The sequence below is a fragment of the Opitutus terrae PB90-1 genome (assembly GCF_000019965.1).
Lineage (GTDB): Bacteria > Verrucomicrobiota > Verrucomicrobiia > Opitutales > Opitutaceae > Opitutus > Opitutus terrae.
Window position 1 is genome coordinate 2,988,125 of the sequence record NC_010571.1, and the last position, 16,294, is coordinate 3,004,418.

The following is a 16,294-nucleotide window of genomic DNA, read 5'->3' on the forward strand; positions in this document are numbered from 1 at the left end:
ATAGGCTCTCAACACCCCCCCCCAGCGCTCGCTCATGCAAGAAAACCCCTCGGTTCAGGCCTCCACCGTCACGGCTCATGCCGACAAAGTGCCGGTGCCCCAGAAACTCGCCTACGGACTCGGCACCTTCCACGACATGTGGGGCCACTGGCTTTACCCGAACATCGGATTTCAGGTTTTCAATATTTTCCTGGGCGTGGCGCCGTGGCTCATCGGGGTGGCGCTGTTTGCGAACCGCGTGTTCGATGCGATCGCGGATCCGCTCTTCGGCTGGCTGTCGGACAACACGCGCACGCGCTGGGGCCGGCGCCGGCCCTACATCCTGATCGCGGGCGTCATCGGCGGGCTGTGTTTTCCGCTGCTGGTGGCGGTCGGGCCGGGGTGGGGCACGACGACGATCTTCGGCCGCGAAATCTCGAACTACTTCTGGTTCATGATCGGCTCGTCGGCGCTGTTTCTGCCGATCATGAGCGCGTTCAAGGTGCCCTACGACTGCATGGGCGCGGAGATGACGCCCGACTACAACGAGCGCACCAGTGTGTGGTCGTTCCGCAACGGCGTGCAGAAGTTCGCCGAGCTCGGGCTGTTCTTCGGCGCACAGTTCATGACGATGGCGGTGTGGGTGGGCGCCACGAACGAGAACGTCTGGGCGCGCATCAAGCAGCTGCTGACCTCCGCCACCGCGTGGAAGGCGGCGCCCGAAGGCACCCTGCCGAACATCCTGCTCGGCGCGCAGGTTTACTGCACGGTGCTGGGCGTGCTGATGGCGATCGCATCGGTGGTCATGTTCTTCACCATCCGCGAGCGCTACTACGGCAATCTCGCCAGCAAGCAGGACAAGGTGAAGCTGATCGATACGCTCGGAATGACGTTGAAGTGCCGGCCGTTCCGGATGCAGCTGCTGATGAAGATGCCGTATGCGATGGGCACGAGCATGGTGGGCGCGCTGGGCTACTACGACACGGTCTACTACGTCTGCCGCGGCAATCTGGGCGAAGGCGCGGTATGGAATTTTCGGATGGGCATCGCCGGCATGGTGTTCGGGTTTCTGGGCATTCCGGTGTTCTCGTACATCGCGCGCCGGCTGGGCAAACGCCATGGCGTGATGGCGGTCCTCATCGCCGCATTGTTCGTCTTCGCGGCCACCTGGTGGCTGTATAATCCGGACATCAAGTGGCTGCAGATTTTCGCGACCGGGTTGATCGCGTTCACCGGCGCCGGATTCTGGATGCTCGACGGCGCGATCGGCGGCGACGTGATCGACTACGATGAACTGGAAACCGGCAAGCGGCGTGAAGGCGCGTTCACTGCGTGCGGCTCGTGGATCATGAAAGTGGGCATGGCGCTCGGCGCCGGCGCGTCCGGCGTGATCCTGAGCGTCACCGGCTTCGACGCCGCGCTGGGTGGCGGGCAGACGGAACACACGTTGTTCATGATCCGCTTCCTGCTCGCGGTGGTGCCGATCGCCGGCATTCTCCTGGCGCTGGTGATGATTTATTTCTTCCCGCTCACGCCGGAGAAGATGGCGGAGATCCGTCAGCAGCTCGAGGTACGCCGCGGAAAGGTCTGAGCTGGGAGCGGCGGGGGCCGCTCTGGGAGCGTCTTCAGAGTCGTTCTCGTTCTCTTTCTCGTTCTCGGTTCGGAAGAGAGAACGGAGGACGATGACGAGAACGAAAACGATGGTGACCGGCTGGCGAACGTCTCCCGGCGGCGCTTGCGTCGCCCAAACCGACCCTTCACCGTCGCCGCCGTGAAACCTCACGTGCTGCTCGTGTTCATGACGCGTTTTGAGGAATGCGCGGCCATGCTCAAAGGCATCGCGCACTACGAGCGCTCGCACCGGCCGTGGGCGGCGTTTCTGGATGACGAGGCGAGGGCCGAGGTGGATCCGCACTGGGTTCGCAGCAAGAAGTGGCAGGGCGTCATCAGCCGGCACACGACGCCGGCGCTGGCACGCGTGTGCGCCGAGCAGAAGCTGCCGTTGGTGGACTTGAACGACTGTCCGCCCCTCGACGGCGTGGCGAAGATCCGGCCGGACAACCTCGCGCTCGGGCATCTCGGTGCGGAGCATTTTCTCGAACGCGGCTACCGGTATTTCGGTTTCTCCGGGTTTGCCGACCAGGGGTGGTCGGGAGAGCGCCGCGACGGCTTCGTCGAGGCGCTCGCGCTGGCGGGCCACAGCTGCGACGTGCAGGACGTCGCGTACCCCGGAGACCTCACGCCGTTCTGGGATGCCCGGCAGATCGCGACGCTGAGCCCGTGGTTGAAGCGAATCCCGAAGCCCTGCGCCATCATGGCCTGCAATGACATGCGGGCGCTGCAGGTGATCAGCGCGGCGCAGACGGCGGGGTTTCTCGTGCCGGAGGAGGTGGCGGTGCTCGGCACTAACAACGACACCATCCGCTGCGAGCTGGCGTATCCACCGCTCTCCAGCGTGGCGACGAACGCCTTCCAATCCGGGTATCAGGCTGCCGAGCACCTCGCGGCGTTGATGGCCGGCGAAACCGCGGAGCTCCTCGACCGCCGGATCGAACCCTTGGGCGTGGTCACGCGGCAATCGACGGACATTCTCGCCATGGGCGACCGTAACGTGGCGGCGGCGGTGAGCTACATTCGCGAGCACGCGTGCCACGGCATCTGCGTGGAGCAGGTGCTCAAGCAGGCGTTCGCGTCGCGCAGTCAGCTGGAGAAGAAATTCCGGCGGTATATCGGGCGTTCCCCGCAGGCGGAAATCCGTCGCGTGCAGGTGGCGAAAATCCGGCAACTGCTCTTCGAAACAAATTTTCCGCTGAAGAAAATCGCGGAGCTCGCCGGGTTCGAACACGTCGAGTACATGTGCGTCGTGTTTAAGCGGCTGACCGGTGATTCGCCGGGCAACTACCGGAAAAAGGTGCAGAACAAGAATCTGCCGAAGCGCTAGCCGGAAGGTGACGGGCGGAGGTCGAGTTTGTGCGCGCGGGCAGGTTTGTTTTGCGCGCAGTTAAGGGGAGTGAGTTCGCTGGCAACTAGACTCAATTAACGAGTAACTAAACTCATTCCCTCGCGCAGGCCTGGTCACTATAGTGCGGCTGCTGCATCCCGGCGGACTCGTGCCGTTGGGAGAGCGATGACTCTACCGAGTCGTCAGTCCCCACCCTAACACCCTAAAATGCCCATGAAACGCCACAATGCGCGGCGTCGTGCCTGCTTGGCTACGTCCGCGCTTTGCCTGATTGTTGCGCCTCGTCTGCTCGCGCAGACTGCCGCACCCGCTCCGGAGACGGCCGACGAGACGATCGTGCTCTCTCCGTTCGTCGTCGAAGCAGCTGAAGACTCCGGCTACTCCGCCAAGGCCACCCTCGCGGGAACCCGTATCCGCACCGAGCTGAAGGACGTCGGTTCCTCGATCTCGGTTGTGACGCAGAAATTCCTCGAGGATACCAACTCGACCAACATGGAAGACCTGCTCGTCTACACGACGGGCACGGAAGTCGCCGGCCAGGGCGGCAACTTCCTCGGCCAGGGCGACGGCATGGTGCTCGTCAGCCAGAACGTGAATCGCCCCGTGGCCAACACCCGCGTCCGCGGTCTCGCGGCGGCGGACAACACGCGCGACTTCTTCCTCACCGACATCCCGTGGGATTCCTACAACGTCGGTCGCGTTGACCTGCAGCGTGGACCGAACGCGATCCTCTTCGGCATCGGCAGCCCCGCGGGCATCGTCAACTCGAGCCTGAATCCGGCGGCCTTCAAGAACGCCTACAAGATCGAGAACCAGATCGGCAGCTTCGGCACGATCCGCACGACCGCTGACCTGAATCACGTGCTGATCAAGAATCAGCTGGCGATCCGCATCGCGCTGCTCGACGACGAGACGAAGTTCCGCCAGGACCCGGCCTACAAGGATGACCGTCGCGTCTACGGTGCGATTCGCTTCGATCCGGCGGCGCTCAACCGCGGTTCGGCGAAGACCTCGTTCACGGCGAACTTCGAGAAGGGCAAACAGACCCGGCTCGATCCGATCAACACGCCGCCGATCGATGCGATCACCCCGTGGTTCTTCGCCTATACCCCGGCGCAGCGCGCCGTCGGTTTCAGCGCGGCGGACCCGGCCAACTACAGCCCGAGCACCGATCTGAACGATCCGCTGGTCCAGCAGTACGGCGCCTATCTGGGCAACTACAACGGCAGCCGCCCGGTCGGTCTCTCGCAGAGCGATCCGTGGCTCGGCGCTCCTGGTGGCCGCGTGTTCGATGGCGTGGTGACCGCCTACGAGGGCGGACAGCCGGGTTTCGTGTTCCCGACCAAGATTCAGAACTGGCCGACCAACGCGAGCATCCCCGGCACCGTGCTGGGCAACAATGGCATCGTCGGCATCACGCAGTATGCTGCGGGCGTCGGCGGCTTTTCGGGCAACGCCGGCTTGGTGGGGTCGTCGATCGGGGCGTACAAGGCGAAGTCGCTCACGGACCGAAGCATCTTCGATTACTACAATCACCTGCTCGGCGGGCCAAACGCGCAGCAGTTCAATGACTTCAAGGCCTTCAACGTCACCGGCCGGCAGACGTTCTTCGACGACAAGCTCGGCTTCGAACTGGCGTTCGACAAACAGGACGCGAAGTTCGGCAACTGGAGCCTGATCGACAACGCGGCTACCGCGGTCTCGATCGACATCATGCGCACGCTGATCGACGGCACGAAGAATCCGAACTTTCTCCGTCCGGTGGTCTACGCCGCGGGCGGCGGTTCCGGCGGCAGCTGGGATCGCAGTGAGCGCGAGGTGGTGCGGGCCACCGCCTTCGGCGAACTCGACTTCGCCACGATCTCGGGCCGTGACTCCGTGCTCGCCAAGATCTTCGGCCGAAACACGTTCACCGGCCTGTTTGCGCGGCAGAAGACCTATGACTTCCGCGCGAATTACAATCGGTTCTACATCGCCGATTCCTTCGTTCCCGCCGCCGGCAACGGTGCCGTCGGACAGGCATCGCGCGACAATATCTTCGCCGTCTACCTGGGTTCGCCGATCCCGGCCAACGCTGCGTCGGCGTCGGGCGTCGGCCTGCAGGGGATCAAGACCTTCATCGATGCGCCGTCCCAGCAGACGATCCGCTACTACAACAACCAGACGAACGCCTGGCAGACGCTCCCGCTCGACACGGTGAACAACGACCTCGCGGCGGACGAGCAGAAGACCTACCGCACTTCGCGCAAGACGAAGGACATCGTCACCTCAAAGGCGGTCGTCTGGCAGGGTTACTGGCTGGAGGGCGCGCTCGTCCCGATGTTCGGCTGGCGTGAGGACGAAGACGTCTTCCGCGATGCTGGCAATCCGCCGGCCGTGCCTGCGAATCCGCAGGGCCAGGGCGGCTTGGTCAATCCGTTCTCGCCCAACTGGACGCTGCCGGAAGCTTCGAGCGCGGAGAACACCGTGCGTTCGAAGACCTACAGCCTCGTGACGCACCTGCCCGCGAAGTGGCGCGAGAGGATGCCGGGCCGCATGGACGTGAGCCTCATCTACAACAAGTCCGAGAATTTCAATCCCGACTCGAGTCGCCGCGACATCATGGGTGCGTCGGTGCCGAATCCCGCGGGCAAAACCGAGGAATACGGCGTCGCCATCACCGCGCTGGATGACCGGCTGGTGTTCAAGTGGGCGCATTACGAGACGTCCGTCACGAACGCGACGCTGGATAGCGCTGGCATCTCCGCCCAATACCTGATCGGCGCCGTTGAGGCGTGGGGTCAGAAATCCGCGGTGCAGTTCCGCGACTCGCTCGCTCCCGGTGGGCCGCGCGTCGGCAACGCCAGCACGCTCTATGGCCTTTCGAGCGACGGTCATCAGGTCACCTGGCAGCCGGACGGCGTGCTCGCCTCGCAGAACCCGGATGGCAGCTACCAATACACGCAAGCCCAACTCGACGCGACCTACGCGCGGGAGAAGGCGTCGGTGGACGCGTGGTTCGCCACGCAGGTGCCGGCCGCGTTCCAGGATGCCTGGGCGCTGACGGACTACGCCACCGGTGGCGGCTCGACCAACTACGGCGCGTCCGGACTCGTCGTCACGGGCGACACGATTTCGAAGGGTGACGAGTTCGAACTCATCGCCAATCCGATCAAGGGTCTCAGCGTGTCGGTCAACGCGGCCAAGACCTCCGCCTCACGCATGAATCTGGCCCAGAGCTATGTGGACTGGATCAACCAGCGCTGGGAAGAGTTCCAGGGGCCGGCGGGCGACATGCGCCTGTGGGGTCCTGCGGATGACTCGCAGTCGCCGAACGGCCGGCAGTTCGGCCACGGCGGCGAAACCGCGCGCGGCAAATACTCCCGCGAGACGATGGCCGGCTACAACCTGTTCCTCGCGTTGGAAGGCGCGGACGTGCCCGAGCTTCGCCCGTGGCGCTTCAACGTCGTCGCCAACTACGATTTCCAGGGCGGTATCAGCTGGCTCAAGGGGGTGAACGTCGGCGGCAGCTACCGCTGGCAGCAGCGCAATACGACCGGGTTCCCAGTGGTCGGCGCCGGCACGGCGACCGATCCGTATCGCTACGACGTGAGCAACCCGTACAAAGGCTCCGACGAGGGCATCTTCGACGGGTGGGTCGGCTACCGGCGCCACCTGGGCTGGAAGAACGTCGCGTGGCGCGTGCAACTCAACGTGCGTAATCTGCTCGCGAATGATCACCTCAGCCGGGTGACGGTCCAGCCGAACGGCGAACCGGGTGCTTACCGGATCCCGGAGCCGCGAACGATCACGTTGACGAATACGTTCGAGTTCTAGGACCCAAGATCAGCGAGCGAATCGCTGAATTGAATCACGAAGCCCGGTGGCTCGCGCCACCGGGCTTTTTTGTGATCCTTCCCGGCGACATTCGTGTGTCCACTGGTCCTTCTTGGCCGGAACGATGCAGCCGAACTCTGCTTTCGCGGCGAATCAGCCGACCAACGAGTGGAGCCCGATGTCCTCATCGGGCTTCAAGCGCTTTCCTTCCAAACCAGCCTGACGAGGATGTCGGGTTCCCCCCCCGACTGCATGGGTCCGGCTAGCGAGATCGGTGTATCCGCGTGTAGCCGGGGTCGGTGACCCCGGGCCGGGCTCAACGAGCCCGGCTACATTGGAGTCTCACCCCTTGGTTGCCAGCCGCTGCCGCAGCTCTGGTGGCAACAACGCGTGCGCCAGCTCCCGCAACTGTGGATCGCCGATCTCCACCTTGAAAAACTTGCACAGCGCGAGCAGCCGGAACAGCGCGCCGGTGCTGAGCGTGCGGAGCTCGGTCGCGTTTGCCTCGGCGAGGCAGCGGTCCAGTTGTGCTCGGGCGGGATCGAAGTGTTTCGCCTGCGCCAACACGATAGCGAGGTTGACGCGCCGCTCCCACGGAAGCCGGCGATCGCCGCCGCGCTCCAGCGCACGCGCGATCGCCTCGAGCGTGCGCTCGAAACCCGCCGTGTCGTTGCGCACGCGCTCCACCTGCGCGCGCGCCACCAGCGCCCCGAGGTTGGCGGGGTACCGTAGCAGTTTTTCCCGCACGCCGGCGGCAAGTTCGAGCTGCTCCGTTTCGACGAAATATTCCGCCAGCCGGCTGCTGGCGAGGGGCTCCTGCTGCTGCTGCACTTCGAAAACGCGCACCGCTTCACTTTCATAACCGGCGATGGGCGGTAGCGAATAAGGTACCGGCCGCAGCCACGGCGGCAGCGCCCAGCGGCGGAGCGACGCCACCAGCGATTTCTCGTGCAGCGGCGATCCCGGCGCCGCGTTCAGTCCGAGCGTGACGTAGCTGTCGAGGGAGGCATCCCACGTGGGCGCGACGAGATAGCGCACGGCCCGTCGCTCGAGGAGCAGCAGCGCTTCGTCCATCGAGGTCGCGCTCGCGATGCGCGCTGCGGCGAGAAAACCCTCGCGGTTTTCCCAACGCAGTGTGCCGATGCCGCGCAACCCGCCGTGAAAGATCAACGCGGTCGTTAGTTCCGGTGACGCGAGCGCGATCGCGCCACTACGGTCTGACCGCAGCGCCAACCAGTGCGCCAGATCGCGATGAATCACTGCGCGCACCTCGGTGGACGTGAGCTCGGCCGCTCCGCGCGCTTGTCGGTCGGGGAGCGAGTGCAGCAGACCCGGCCATAGCACGACGGCGAGCACGCCGCCGCCCAGCAGCCGGGCCGCGACGCTCCGGACCGCCACGCTGCCGGCCAGCACGGCCAGCAGCAGAATCAGAAAGCTGTCCAGCGTCATCCACGCCCGCAGCTGGATCGAGCTGACGGCGAGCGTGACGAGTGCGCCACCGACGAGAACCGCGACGCCACGAGTCCATCCGTCGGCACGCAATCGGCGCCATGTCACTGCGAGTCCGGCCAGGATCGCGGCCGCCGGCAGCAACGTCGCCAGTGCGGCGCGGCTCAGCCCGTCCCGACGCAACCAGTCCGCCAGGCCCGGCGCCGCGATTCCGTCGCCGAGCCCGGTCAGCTGCGACGCAAGCGGGTCGGTGTTCCAGAACCCGCTTTCACGGCTGGCGAATACCGCGCAGGCCACGACAAAGGTGATCGCGCCCGTTGCGGCCACGGTCTTGCGTGCCATGCTCCAAGTTTTGATTACTCCGAGTCGGCTGACGCCTGCCAGGGTTGCGAGCAGCTCTCCGGCGCCGAGCCAGGCCAGCCCGTAAAGCGGATGAATGACTTCCAATCGCGCCGGATCCATCTCCGACGGGAAATATTCGACGAGAAAAGCCGCCAGGATCATCGCCGCGCCGCCGGCGGACCAGGCGCGCCAGGGCGGCGGCGGCGCGGAACTGCGACGCTCGAGCAGCGCGGCGATCACTCCGCCCGCGGCCACTCCGCCCACGAACGCTACCCCGATCAAGGGTCGGATCCACACGCTGCACGCGCCCGCCACACCGGCGGCGAACCACCAGCGGCTGGCGTGGTCCGACGAGACTCCCGGTCGCACCGCGGGCAAAAGAAGCAACAGGCTCCAGAGGCCGCACGCTTCGGCCAGACCCACCGAATTTGGCGCGCCCGCCAAAAATCCCGTGGCGAAAGGAAACATCGCCGCGATCCCTGCGGCCGTTGCGGCGCCGGCGAAGCCACCCAGCTGTCGTCCGACAAACAGGCTCACCGTGATCAGCAGCAGCAGTTGCAGGAGTGGATCCGCGACCAGCGCGGCCCGTTCGACCGAAACCCCGAGCGGCTTGCCGGAAAACCAGTGATCCATCGTCGCGATCAGGGCGAGCCACCACCGATAGGGTGACGCCGCGTGCACTTCGCAGCCGAAAGGCGCGTTGTCGGTGTCCACGCGATGCAGCCGCCAGGAATGGGACGCGAGCATCTGCTGGGTTTGCGCGATCCAGTCGTAGCTCGGTTGATTCGGCCCCGGAACGATGTGCCGGCGGGTGCCTCCGGCGTAGCCGGTCGGGGACGACGCGTCCTCCGCCGGGATGTCCACCGACCAGTCGGGCTGCGCGGAAACGTGCTGGACCCGCTCGATCCTCACCGCATTGAGCCAGAGCAGAAAACCCACCGCGCACACCGGCACGATCGTCCAGAGCAAGGAGATGGGGCGGAAGCGCAGACTCATTCGAGCGGGTGGGAGCGTCTTCGGAGCAACGATCATCCGGCCGCGCGAAACGGTGGCAAGCCTCGAGGCGGTCCGGACGCGTGGCGGGACGCTCTGGAAACGTGGCACGGGCGTCCTGCCCGTGGACGGCGCTCCGCGCCGCCAACATGGGCGAGAGGGCTATGCCACTTCACGGGCAAGATGCCCGTGCCACTCCGGAACGCCATTCCGTCGCGCCCTGCTCCTTGACTCGTCCGCGGGCTCGTTTCCTCTAGAGCCTGATGTTGCCGGCCGAGAACCCTTTGATACGACACGCGGGTCCGTGGGCCGCGGCGATGCTTGCGTTCATGCTGACGGGCAACGTCGGGTGGGCCGCGGACGGTTCCGCCGCCGGTCAGGGCTGGGAGGCAAAACCTCTGGCGCCGCGTTCCGGTCCGCGCGGAGCGACGATGTTCGTCATGCTGCCGCCAGCGGAGACCGGCCTCGTCGCGGAGAATCACTACGACGATCCGCGGATGTGGGGCGAGCGGTATCACGAGTTTGGCGTCGGCGCGATCGGCACTGGCGTGGCGATCGGCGACTACGACGGGGACGGTCGCCCCGACGTGTTCGTGGTGGCGAAGACCGACAGCTGCCGGCTGTTTCGCAATCTCGGCGCCTGGAAGTTTGAAGACGTCACCGACCGCGCCGGGGTGGCCGATCGGGGCGATGCGGCGCGGGTGTGGAAGCAGGGCGCGGCCTTTGCCGACGTGAACAACGACGGCCGGCTCGACCTGTATGTCTGCCGGTTCGCCGAGCCGAACCTCCTCTACATCAACCAGGGCGACGGCACGTTTCGCGAGGAGGCGGCGGCGCGCGGACTGGCGGTGGTCGACGCGTCGAGCGCGGCGGCGTTCTGCGACTACGACCGCGACGGCTGGCTCGATGTGTTTGTGCAGACGAACCTGCTCGACTCCGCCGCGCATCCGAACGGCCAGCGCGACTACTTGTTTCACAACAACGGTGACGGGACATTTCGCAATGTGACGGAGCACGCGGGGATCAGCGGCGAGACGCAGGGGCATTCGGCGACCTGGTGGGACTACGATCAGGACGGCTGGCCGGATCTCTACGTGGCGAATGATTTCTCGATTCCGGACTCACTCTACCGGAACCGTCGCGACGGTACTTTCGTGAACGTGCTCGACGAAGTCGTGCCGCACACGCCGTTTTCTTCGATGGGCGGGGATCTCGGCGACGTGAACAACGACGGGCTGATCGATTTGCTGGTCGCTGACATGGCGGCGACGACGCACCAAAAGGACCAGCGCGGCATGGCGCCGTCGCGGGTTCACGCCCGCGAGGTCACGAGTGATTCGACCGTCGCGCCGCAATACGAACGCAGCGCGCTGTATCTCAACACCGGCACGGGCCGCTGTCTCGAAGCGGCGTTTCTCGCGGGCGTCGCGGCGACGGATTGGACGTGGTCGCCGCGGTTCGAGGACCTGGACAACGATGGCCGGCTCGACCTGCACGTCACCAACGGCATGAACCGCGAGCAGAACAACGAGGATCTCTTGCGGCGTTTGATGGCGGCGGAAACACCGGCCGAGCGGATCCGGATCATGCGTGCGAGCCCGATGCTGGTGGAATCGAACCTCGCGTTCCGCAATCGGGGCGAGCTGCGGTTCGACAACGTCAGCGCTGAGTGGGGACTGGATCACAAGGGCGTGAGTTTTGGATCCGCGTTCGGCGATCTCGATGGCGACGGCGATCTCGATCTGGTCTACGCGAACTACCAGGCCGGCGTGAGCGTGCTGCGCAACGACAGCGATCGCGGCAACCGGTTGATCGTCGAGCTGCGGGGCACGCGCTCGAACCGCTTCGGCATCGGCAGCCTGGTCCGGGTGGAGACTGCCTCCGGCGTGCAGGTGCGCTCGCTGGTGCTGTTGCGCGGCTACGACTCGACCAGCGAGCCGGTGGCGCACTTCGGGCTCGGCGACGACGACGTGGTGCGAACGCTCACGGTCGATTGGCCGAGTGGTGAACGGCAGACGTTCACGAATGTGCCGGTGAACCGGCGGATCACGCTCACCGAACCGGAAGGCTCTTCGGATATGACGCAGCTCGCATCGGCGAAGCGGGTGGTCGCAGCCCCACAGTTCTCCGACGTGAGCGACCAGGCCGGATTCACGTTCACCTCACGCCCGGGCGAGATCGACGGCACCGATCAGCAGCCGCTGCTTACGCTGCGGCAGAATGGTCGAGGTCCTGCGCTCGCCTTGGGCGATCTCAACGGTGACGGCATCGACGACGCGGTGATCGGCGGCACGGCGCGCGATCCGGCGCGGATTGTCCCAGGCACGCGTTCCGGCCGATTCGCGGCGGACCCGGCGGAGCTGCCCACCGCCGCGTCGCTCGATCACGGGCCGGTGCTCATCTTCGATGCCGACGGGGACGGCGCGAACGACTTGCTCCTCACGGCCGCCGGCGTGGCGCAGCCGGAAGGTGCGCCCGAATACCAGCCGATCCTCCTGCTCAACGGTGGTGGCGGCGCGATGCGGGCGGCGTCGGCGGATGCGCTGCCGTCGCTCCCGCTCTGCGTCGGCGCTGCCGCCGCCGCCGATTTCGATCGTGACGGCCGGCTGGACGTGTTTCTCGGCGGGCGCGTCGTGCCGGGCCTTTATCCGCTGCCGGCGCGCACCGCGCTACTCGCCCATCGCGGTCCCGCGCCCGCGGGATTCGTGGATGTGACCGACACCGTCGCACCCGGCCTGCGCGAGATCGGGCTCGTGACCTCGTGCCTGTGGACCGACGTCGACAACGACGGCTGGCTCGATCTCTTGGTCGCGCTGGAGTGGGGCGGCATCCATTATTGGCGCAACGTCGACGGCCGCCGCTTCGAGGACCAGTCGGCAGCTGCGGGTTTCGCCGCCGCCGGCAGCGGCTGGTGGAGTTCGCTCGCGGCGGCCGATTTCAACGGCGACGGTCGGATGGATTACGTCGCGGGAAATCTCGGACTCAACACGCCGTATCGCGCGAGCGCCGATGCGCCGGCGGCCCTTTTCCTCGGCGACTTCGCGGGCGACGGCGAGTCGCGGATCATCGAGGGCGAATATGAAGGCGGCCAGCTGTTCCCGCGACGCACGCGGCGCGAACTGGCCGCGATCATGCCGGAGATTCTGAAACGCTTCCCGCGAAACGATCTCTACGCGCGGGCAACGCTGGTGGAGATCGTGGGCGAAGAGCGGCTCGCGGCGGCGCGGCGTTTCGAGGCGACCGAGTTTCGCAGCGGCGTGCTTCTGAGTCGGCCGGATGGCACCTACGAATTCTCGCCGTTGCCGCGGCTCGCGCAGATCGCGCCACTGCAGGGCGTCATTGCGGGCGACTTCGACGGCGATGGCTTTGCGGATATCTATGCGGTCCAGAATTCCCACGCGCCGGTGCCATTCGTCGGCCGGTTCGACGGTGGACTGAGTCAGCTCTTGCGCGGCGATGGGCGAGGTCATTTTACCGCGGTTCCGATTCGGGAGAGCGGGCTCGTGGTGCGGGGCGATGCCAAGGCGCTCGCGCTCACCGATCTCGATGCGGATGGCTGGCCGGATTATCTCATCACCCGCAACGGCGCCGGCACGATCGCGTTTCGGAATGCCGGCGTGGCGGGCCGGCGCTCGCTCTGCGTGAAGCTGCGCGGGCCGCGGGGCAACCCGACTCCCATCGGTGCACGCGTGACGCTCGAGCTGGCGGATGGCACGCAGCAGACGGCGGAGGTGACGGCGGGCGGTGGTTACGCGAGCCAGTCGAGCGCCGGGTGTTTCTTTGGCTATTCCGCGGCGAACCCATCGTCTGTGCTGCGGGTGCGCTGGCCGTCGGGGCGGGTATCGGAGCATCGCGACCTCGGCTCCGGTCCGGTGGTGACGGTTGCGGCTCCATAACGCCTCACGATGCCCGAATCTCTGCGCGAAACAGTAGAGTTCGCCGGCCGCGGGCGAATCACGGATTGCCATTTGCGAACCATCTGGCGAAAACGTTTTCCGCTCATGAGTTCTTCCGCCCACCCCGGATCGCTCACCCGCCGACGGGTTTGTCGCGTGCTCATGTTGACCCTGCTTGCGACCGCGTTTTTCAGCGCGGGCTGCGACCGTCGGCCTGATGCACCCCGAACGCGGATCGCCCGCGCCGCCTATGTCGAGGACCTCGACCGCTACACGCCGGTGCCGATCGGGAATAGCTTCGACGGCAAGCCGTGGCTGTCCCACGTCGCGATCGTGGACCTCGATCAGGATGGCCGGCAGGACGTGCTCGCCTGTGACGACAAGCTGCTGTCCGTCGTGTGGGTGCGGCAGACGGCGCCCGGAGTCTTCGAGGAGTCGACCGTCGCGGCCGCGGTGCCGGGGGCGGTGCACGTCGAGGCGATCGACATGGATGGCGACAAGGATCTGGACCTGCTGATCGCGTGCATGGGCGAGGTGTTTCCCAACAACGACAAGATCGGCTCCGTGGTGCTGATGGAGAACGACGGCCACCAGCAGTTCACCAAGCACGTGCTGGTCGAGAATATCGCGCGCGTGACCGATGTGCGCGCCGGCGACTTCAACCGCGACGGCCGGCTGGATCTCGCTGTCGGGCAGTTCGGCTACGACCAGGGCGAGATCCGCTGGATGGAGAACATGGGCAACTGGCAATTCAAGAGCCGGATCCTGCTCAGCCTCTCCGGCACGATTCACGTCTGTGTCGATGACTTCAATGGCGACGGCACGCAGGATATCGCGGCGCTGGTCTCGCAGCAGTGGGAGGAAATCTACCTGTTCGAGAACGACGGCCGCGGAAATTTCACGAACAAGATCATCTTTGGTTCCACCAACGAGGATTACGGCAGCAGCGGCATGAGCCTGTGCGACCTGAACCGCGACGGCCGACCGGATCTGCTCTACACCAACGGCGACGGATTCGCCTACGCCGACCCGGGCGAGCGGCCGTGGCATGGTGTGCAGTGGCTCGAGAATCGCGGCAGCGGTTTCTTCAAGTTTCACCGGATCGCCAACATGGCCGGCGCCTACAGCCCGGTCGGCGTCGATCTCGACCGCGATGGCGACATGGACATCGTGTGCACCAGCGGCTTCAACGATTGGACGAAACCGAAAGCCGTGTCGGTCGTGGCGTTCATCAACGACGGTCGGATGAACTTCACGCCGCACGTGCTCGCGTACCAGCCGATCCAGCTGATCGCGTGCGATGCCAAGGATATGGACGGCTCAGGCGCGCCCTCGATCGTGACGGTCGGGTTTTACTCGTATCCTCCCTTCGACAACATGAGCCGGATCACGCTATGGCGGCCGAAGCAAAAACCGTGACGGGCCGGCGCAGGCTCCTCGTGACGCTGGGCGTGCTCGGGTTGCTCGGCCTCGCGCTGGCAGGCTGGCGGCTGTGGGCCGCGCACGCGGCGGTGGCCGGCGGGGTTCCGCCGGTGCCGGAGCTGGCGCAGGGGGCGGACGAATTGCAGCAACGCGTGAGGCGCGCCGACGCGGGGGCCCGCGGTTATCTGCACCCGCAACGATCGCTCGCGGAGCTGGCGCGGCTTTGTCACGCGAACGGTTTTTTTGACGAGGCGATTCTGTGCTACGAGACCCTGCAACGCCTGCAGCCGGACGAAGCGCGCTGGCCGCACCTGCACGCCGCGATCCTGGCGACGAACGGGCAACTCGATGAGGCGGCGCCGCTGTATCGGCGTTCGGCGGAGCTGGCGCCAGATTATCTCCCCGCGCGACTGCGGCTTGGCGACGTGCTGCTGAAGGCGAATCGCCTGAGCGAGGCCGAGCAGGCCTATCGCGGGGTGTTGCAGAAGCTGGCCAGTGAACCCTACGCGATGCTCGGGCTGGCGCGTTGCGCGATCGCGCGCGACGACTGGGAATCCGCACGGCAGCAGTTGCAGGGGTGCATCGCGGCGAACCCGGAGTTCGTCGGCGGGCTATCGCTGATGGCCACCGTGCACGAACATTTCGGCGAGCCCGACGAGGCGAACCGGATCCGTGAACACGTGAACAAACGGGAGTTCGTCGATCTGCTCGATCCCTGGGTCGAGGCGCTGCTGGAAGATTGTTATGATCATTACCGGCTGAGCGTGGCGGCGGCGGTGGCCGGGTTCCGCGGAGACCACGCGAGCGCGGAGCGCTGGCTGCTTCGTGCGATCGAGCTGTCGCCAAAACCGGCGGCGTATTACCGGCAACTCGGAAAATTCTATACGCGCACCGAAAACATGTCGGCGGCGCGACGGGCGTTCGAGCACGCGACCGCGTTGGCCCCGGAAGACTCCGACGCGTGGGCGCTGCTGGTCAATCTGCTGAAGTCGGCGGGCGAGCGGCCGGCGGCGTATTCCGCGCTCGACCGCGGATTGAGGAACCGGCCCGACTCGCGCGCGCTGCATCACGCGCTGGGCCAGATGCTGGCGGAGGACGGACGTTACGCGCCGGCGATCGCCGAATTCCAGCGCGCGAAGCAGCTGCAGCCGACCGAGGTGAGCGCCTACGTCGAGATCGCGCTGGTGCATTTCCGGCTGGGGGAAATCGAAGCGGGGATGGACGAGATGCGTGCGGCGTTGGCCGTGCAACCGGATCACCCGGTCGCGTTGGTGATGCTGGGTCGCGACGCGATTGCGCGGGGAGAGGAAGCGCAGGCTCGTGAGTGGATTCGCCGCGCGCGGCTGCAGAGCCGCGTCCGACCGGAGGACCTCAACGCAATGCTGGCCGAGTTTCAGCAGAAGTTTGGGCGGCTGCCGTAGAGCGGGGTTGATGG

At 66.0% G+C, this 16,294-nt stretch carries 7 protein-coding genes; 6 read left to right on the forward strand and 1 reads right to left on the reverse strand.

The window, feature by feature from the left end; translation table 11 throughout:
- Positions 1-34 precede the first annotated feature (34 nt).
- The 3 genes from OTER_RS11720 (at position 35) to OTER_RS11730 (ending at position 6,757) form a co-directional block, all read left to right on the forward strand.
- Positions 35-1,570, forward strand: coding sequence for an MFS transporter (locus OTER_RS11720; RefSeq protein ID WP_012375134.1), 1,536 nt, complete (start codon positions 35-37; stop codon positions 1,568-1,570).
- Between the two features lie 180 nt (positions 1,571-1,750).
- The gene (locus OTER_RS11725; RefSeq protein WP_148218097.1) at positions 1,751-2,920 is read left to right on the forward strand and encodes a XylR family transcriptional regulator; all 1,170 of its coding nucleotides are present in this window, start codon (positions 1,751-1,753) and stop codon (positions 2,918-2,920) included.
- A gap of 234 nt (positions 2,921-3,154) precedes the next feature.
- The gene (locus tag OTER_RS11730; protein WP_044891734.1) at positions 3,155-6,757 is read left to right on the forward strand and encodes a TonB-dependent receptor plug domain-containing protein; all 3,603 of its coding nucleotides are present in this window, start codon (positions 3,155-3,157) and stop codon (positions 6,755-6,757) included.
- A gap of 342 nt (positions 6,758-7,099) precedes the next feature.
- Here OTER_RS11730 and OTER_RS11735 read toward each other — a convergent pair whose 3' ends face one another.
- Entirely contained in the window at positions 7,100-9,544 is a 2,445-nt protein-coding gene (locus OTER_RS11735) for a PCI domain-containing protein (protein WP_012375137.1), read from the reverse strand.
- Between the two features lie 314 nt (positions 9,545-9,858).
- Here OTER_RS11735 and OTER_RS11740 point away from each other — a divergent pair, with 314 nt between their 5' ends.
- The 3 genes from OTER_RS11740 to OTER_RS11750 all read left to right on the forward strand — a co-directional run bounded on the left by OTER_RS11740 (position 9,859) and on the right by OTER_RS11750 (position 16,280).
- On the forward strand, positions 9,859-13,437 hold the full coding sequence (locus tag OTER_RS11740) for a CRTAC1 family protein (protein ID WP_012375138.1): 3,579 nt from the start codon (positions 9,859-9,861) through the stop codon (positions 13,435-13,437).
- A 162-nt stretch (positions 13,438-13,599) separates the two neighbouring features.
- Positions 13,600-14,856 carry an FG-GAP repeat domain-containing protein gene (locus tag OTER_RS11745; RefSeq protein WP_148218278.1) on the forward strand — a complete coding sequence of 419 codons (1,257 nt, stop codon included), beginning with the start codon at positions 13,600-13,602 and terminating at the stop codon, positions 14,854-14,856.
- On the forward strand, positions 14,832-16,280 hold the full coding sequence (locus OTER_RS11750) for a tetratricopeptide repeat protein (RefSeq protein ID WP_044891735.1): 1,449 nt from the start codon (positions 14,832-14,834) through the stop codon (positions 16,278-16,280). Before OTER_RS11745 ends, OTER_RS11750 begins: the two co-directional genes overlap by 25 nt.
- The last annotated feature ends 14 nt before the right edge of the window (positions 16,281-16,294 follow it).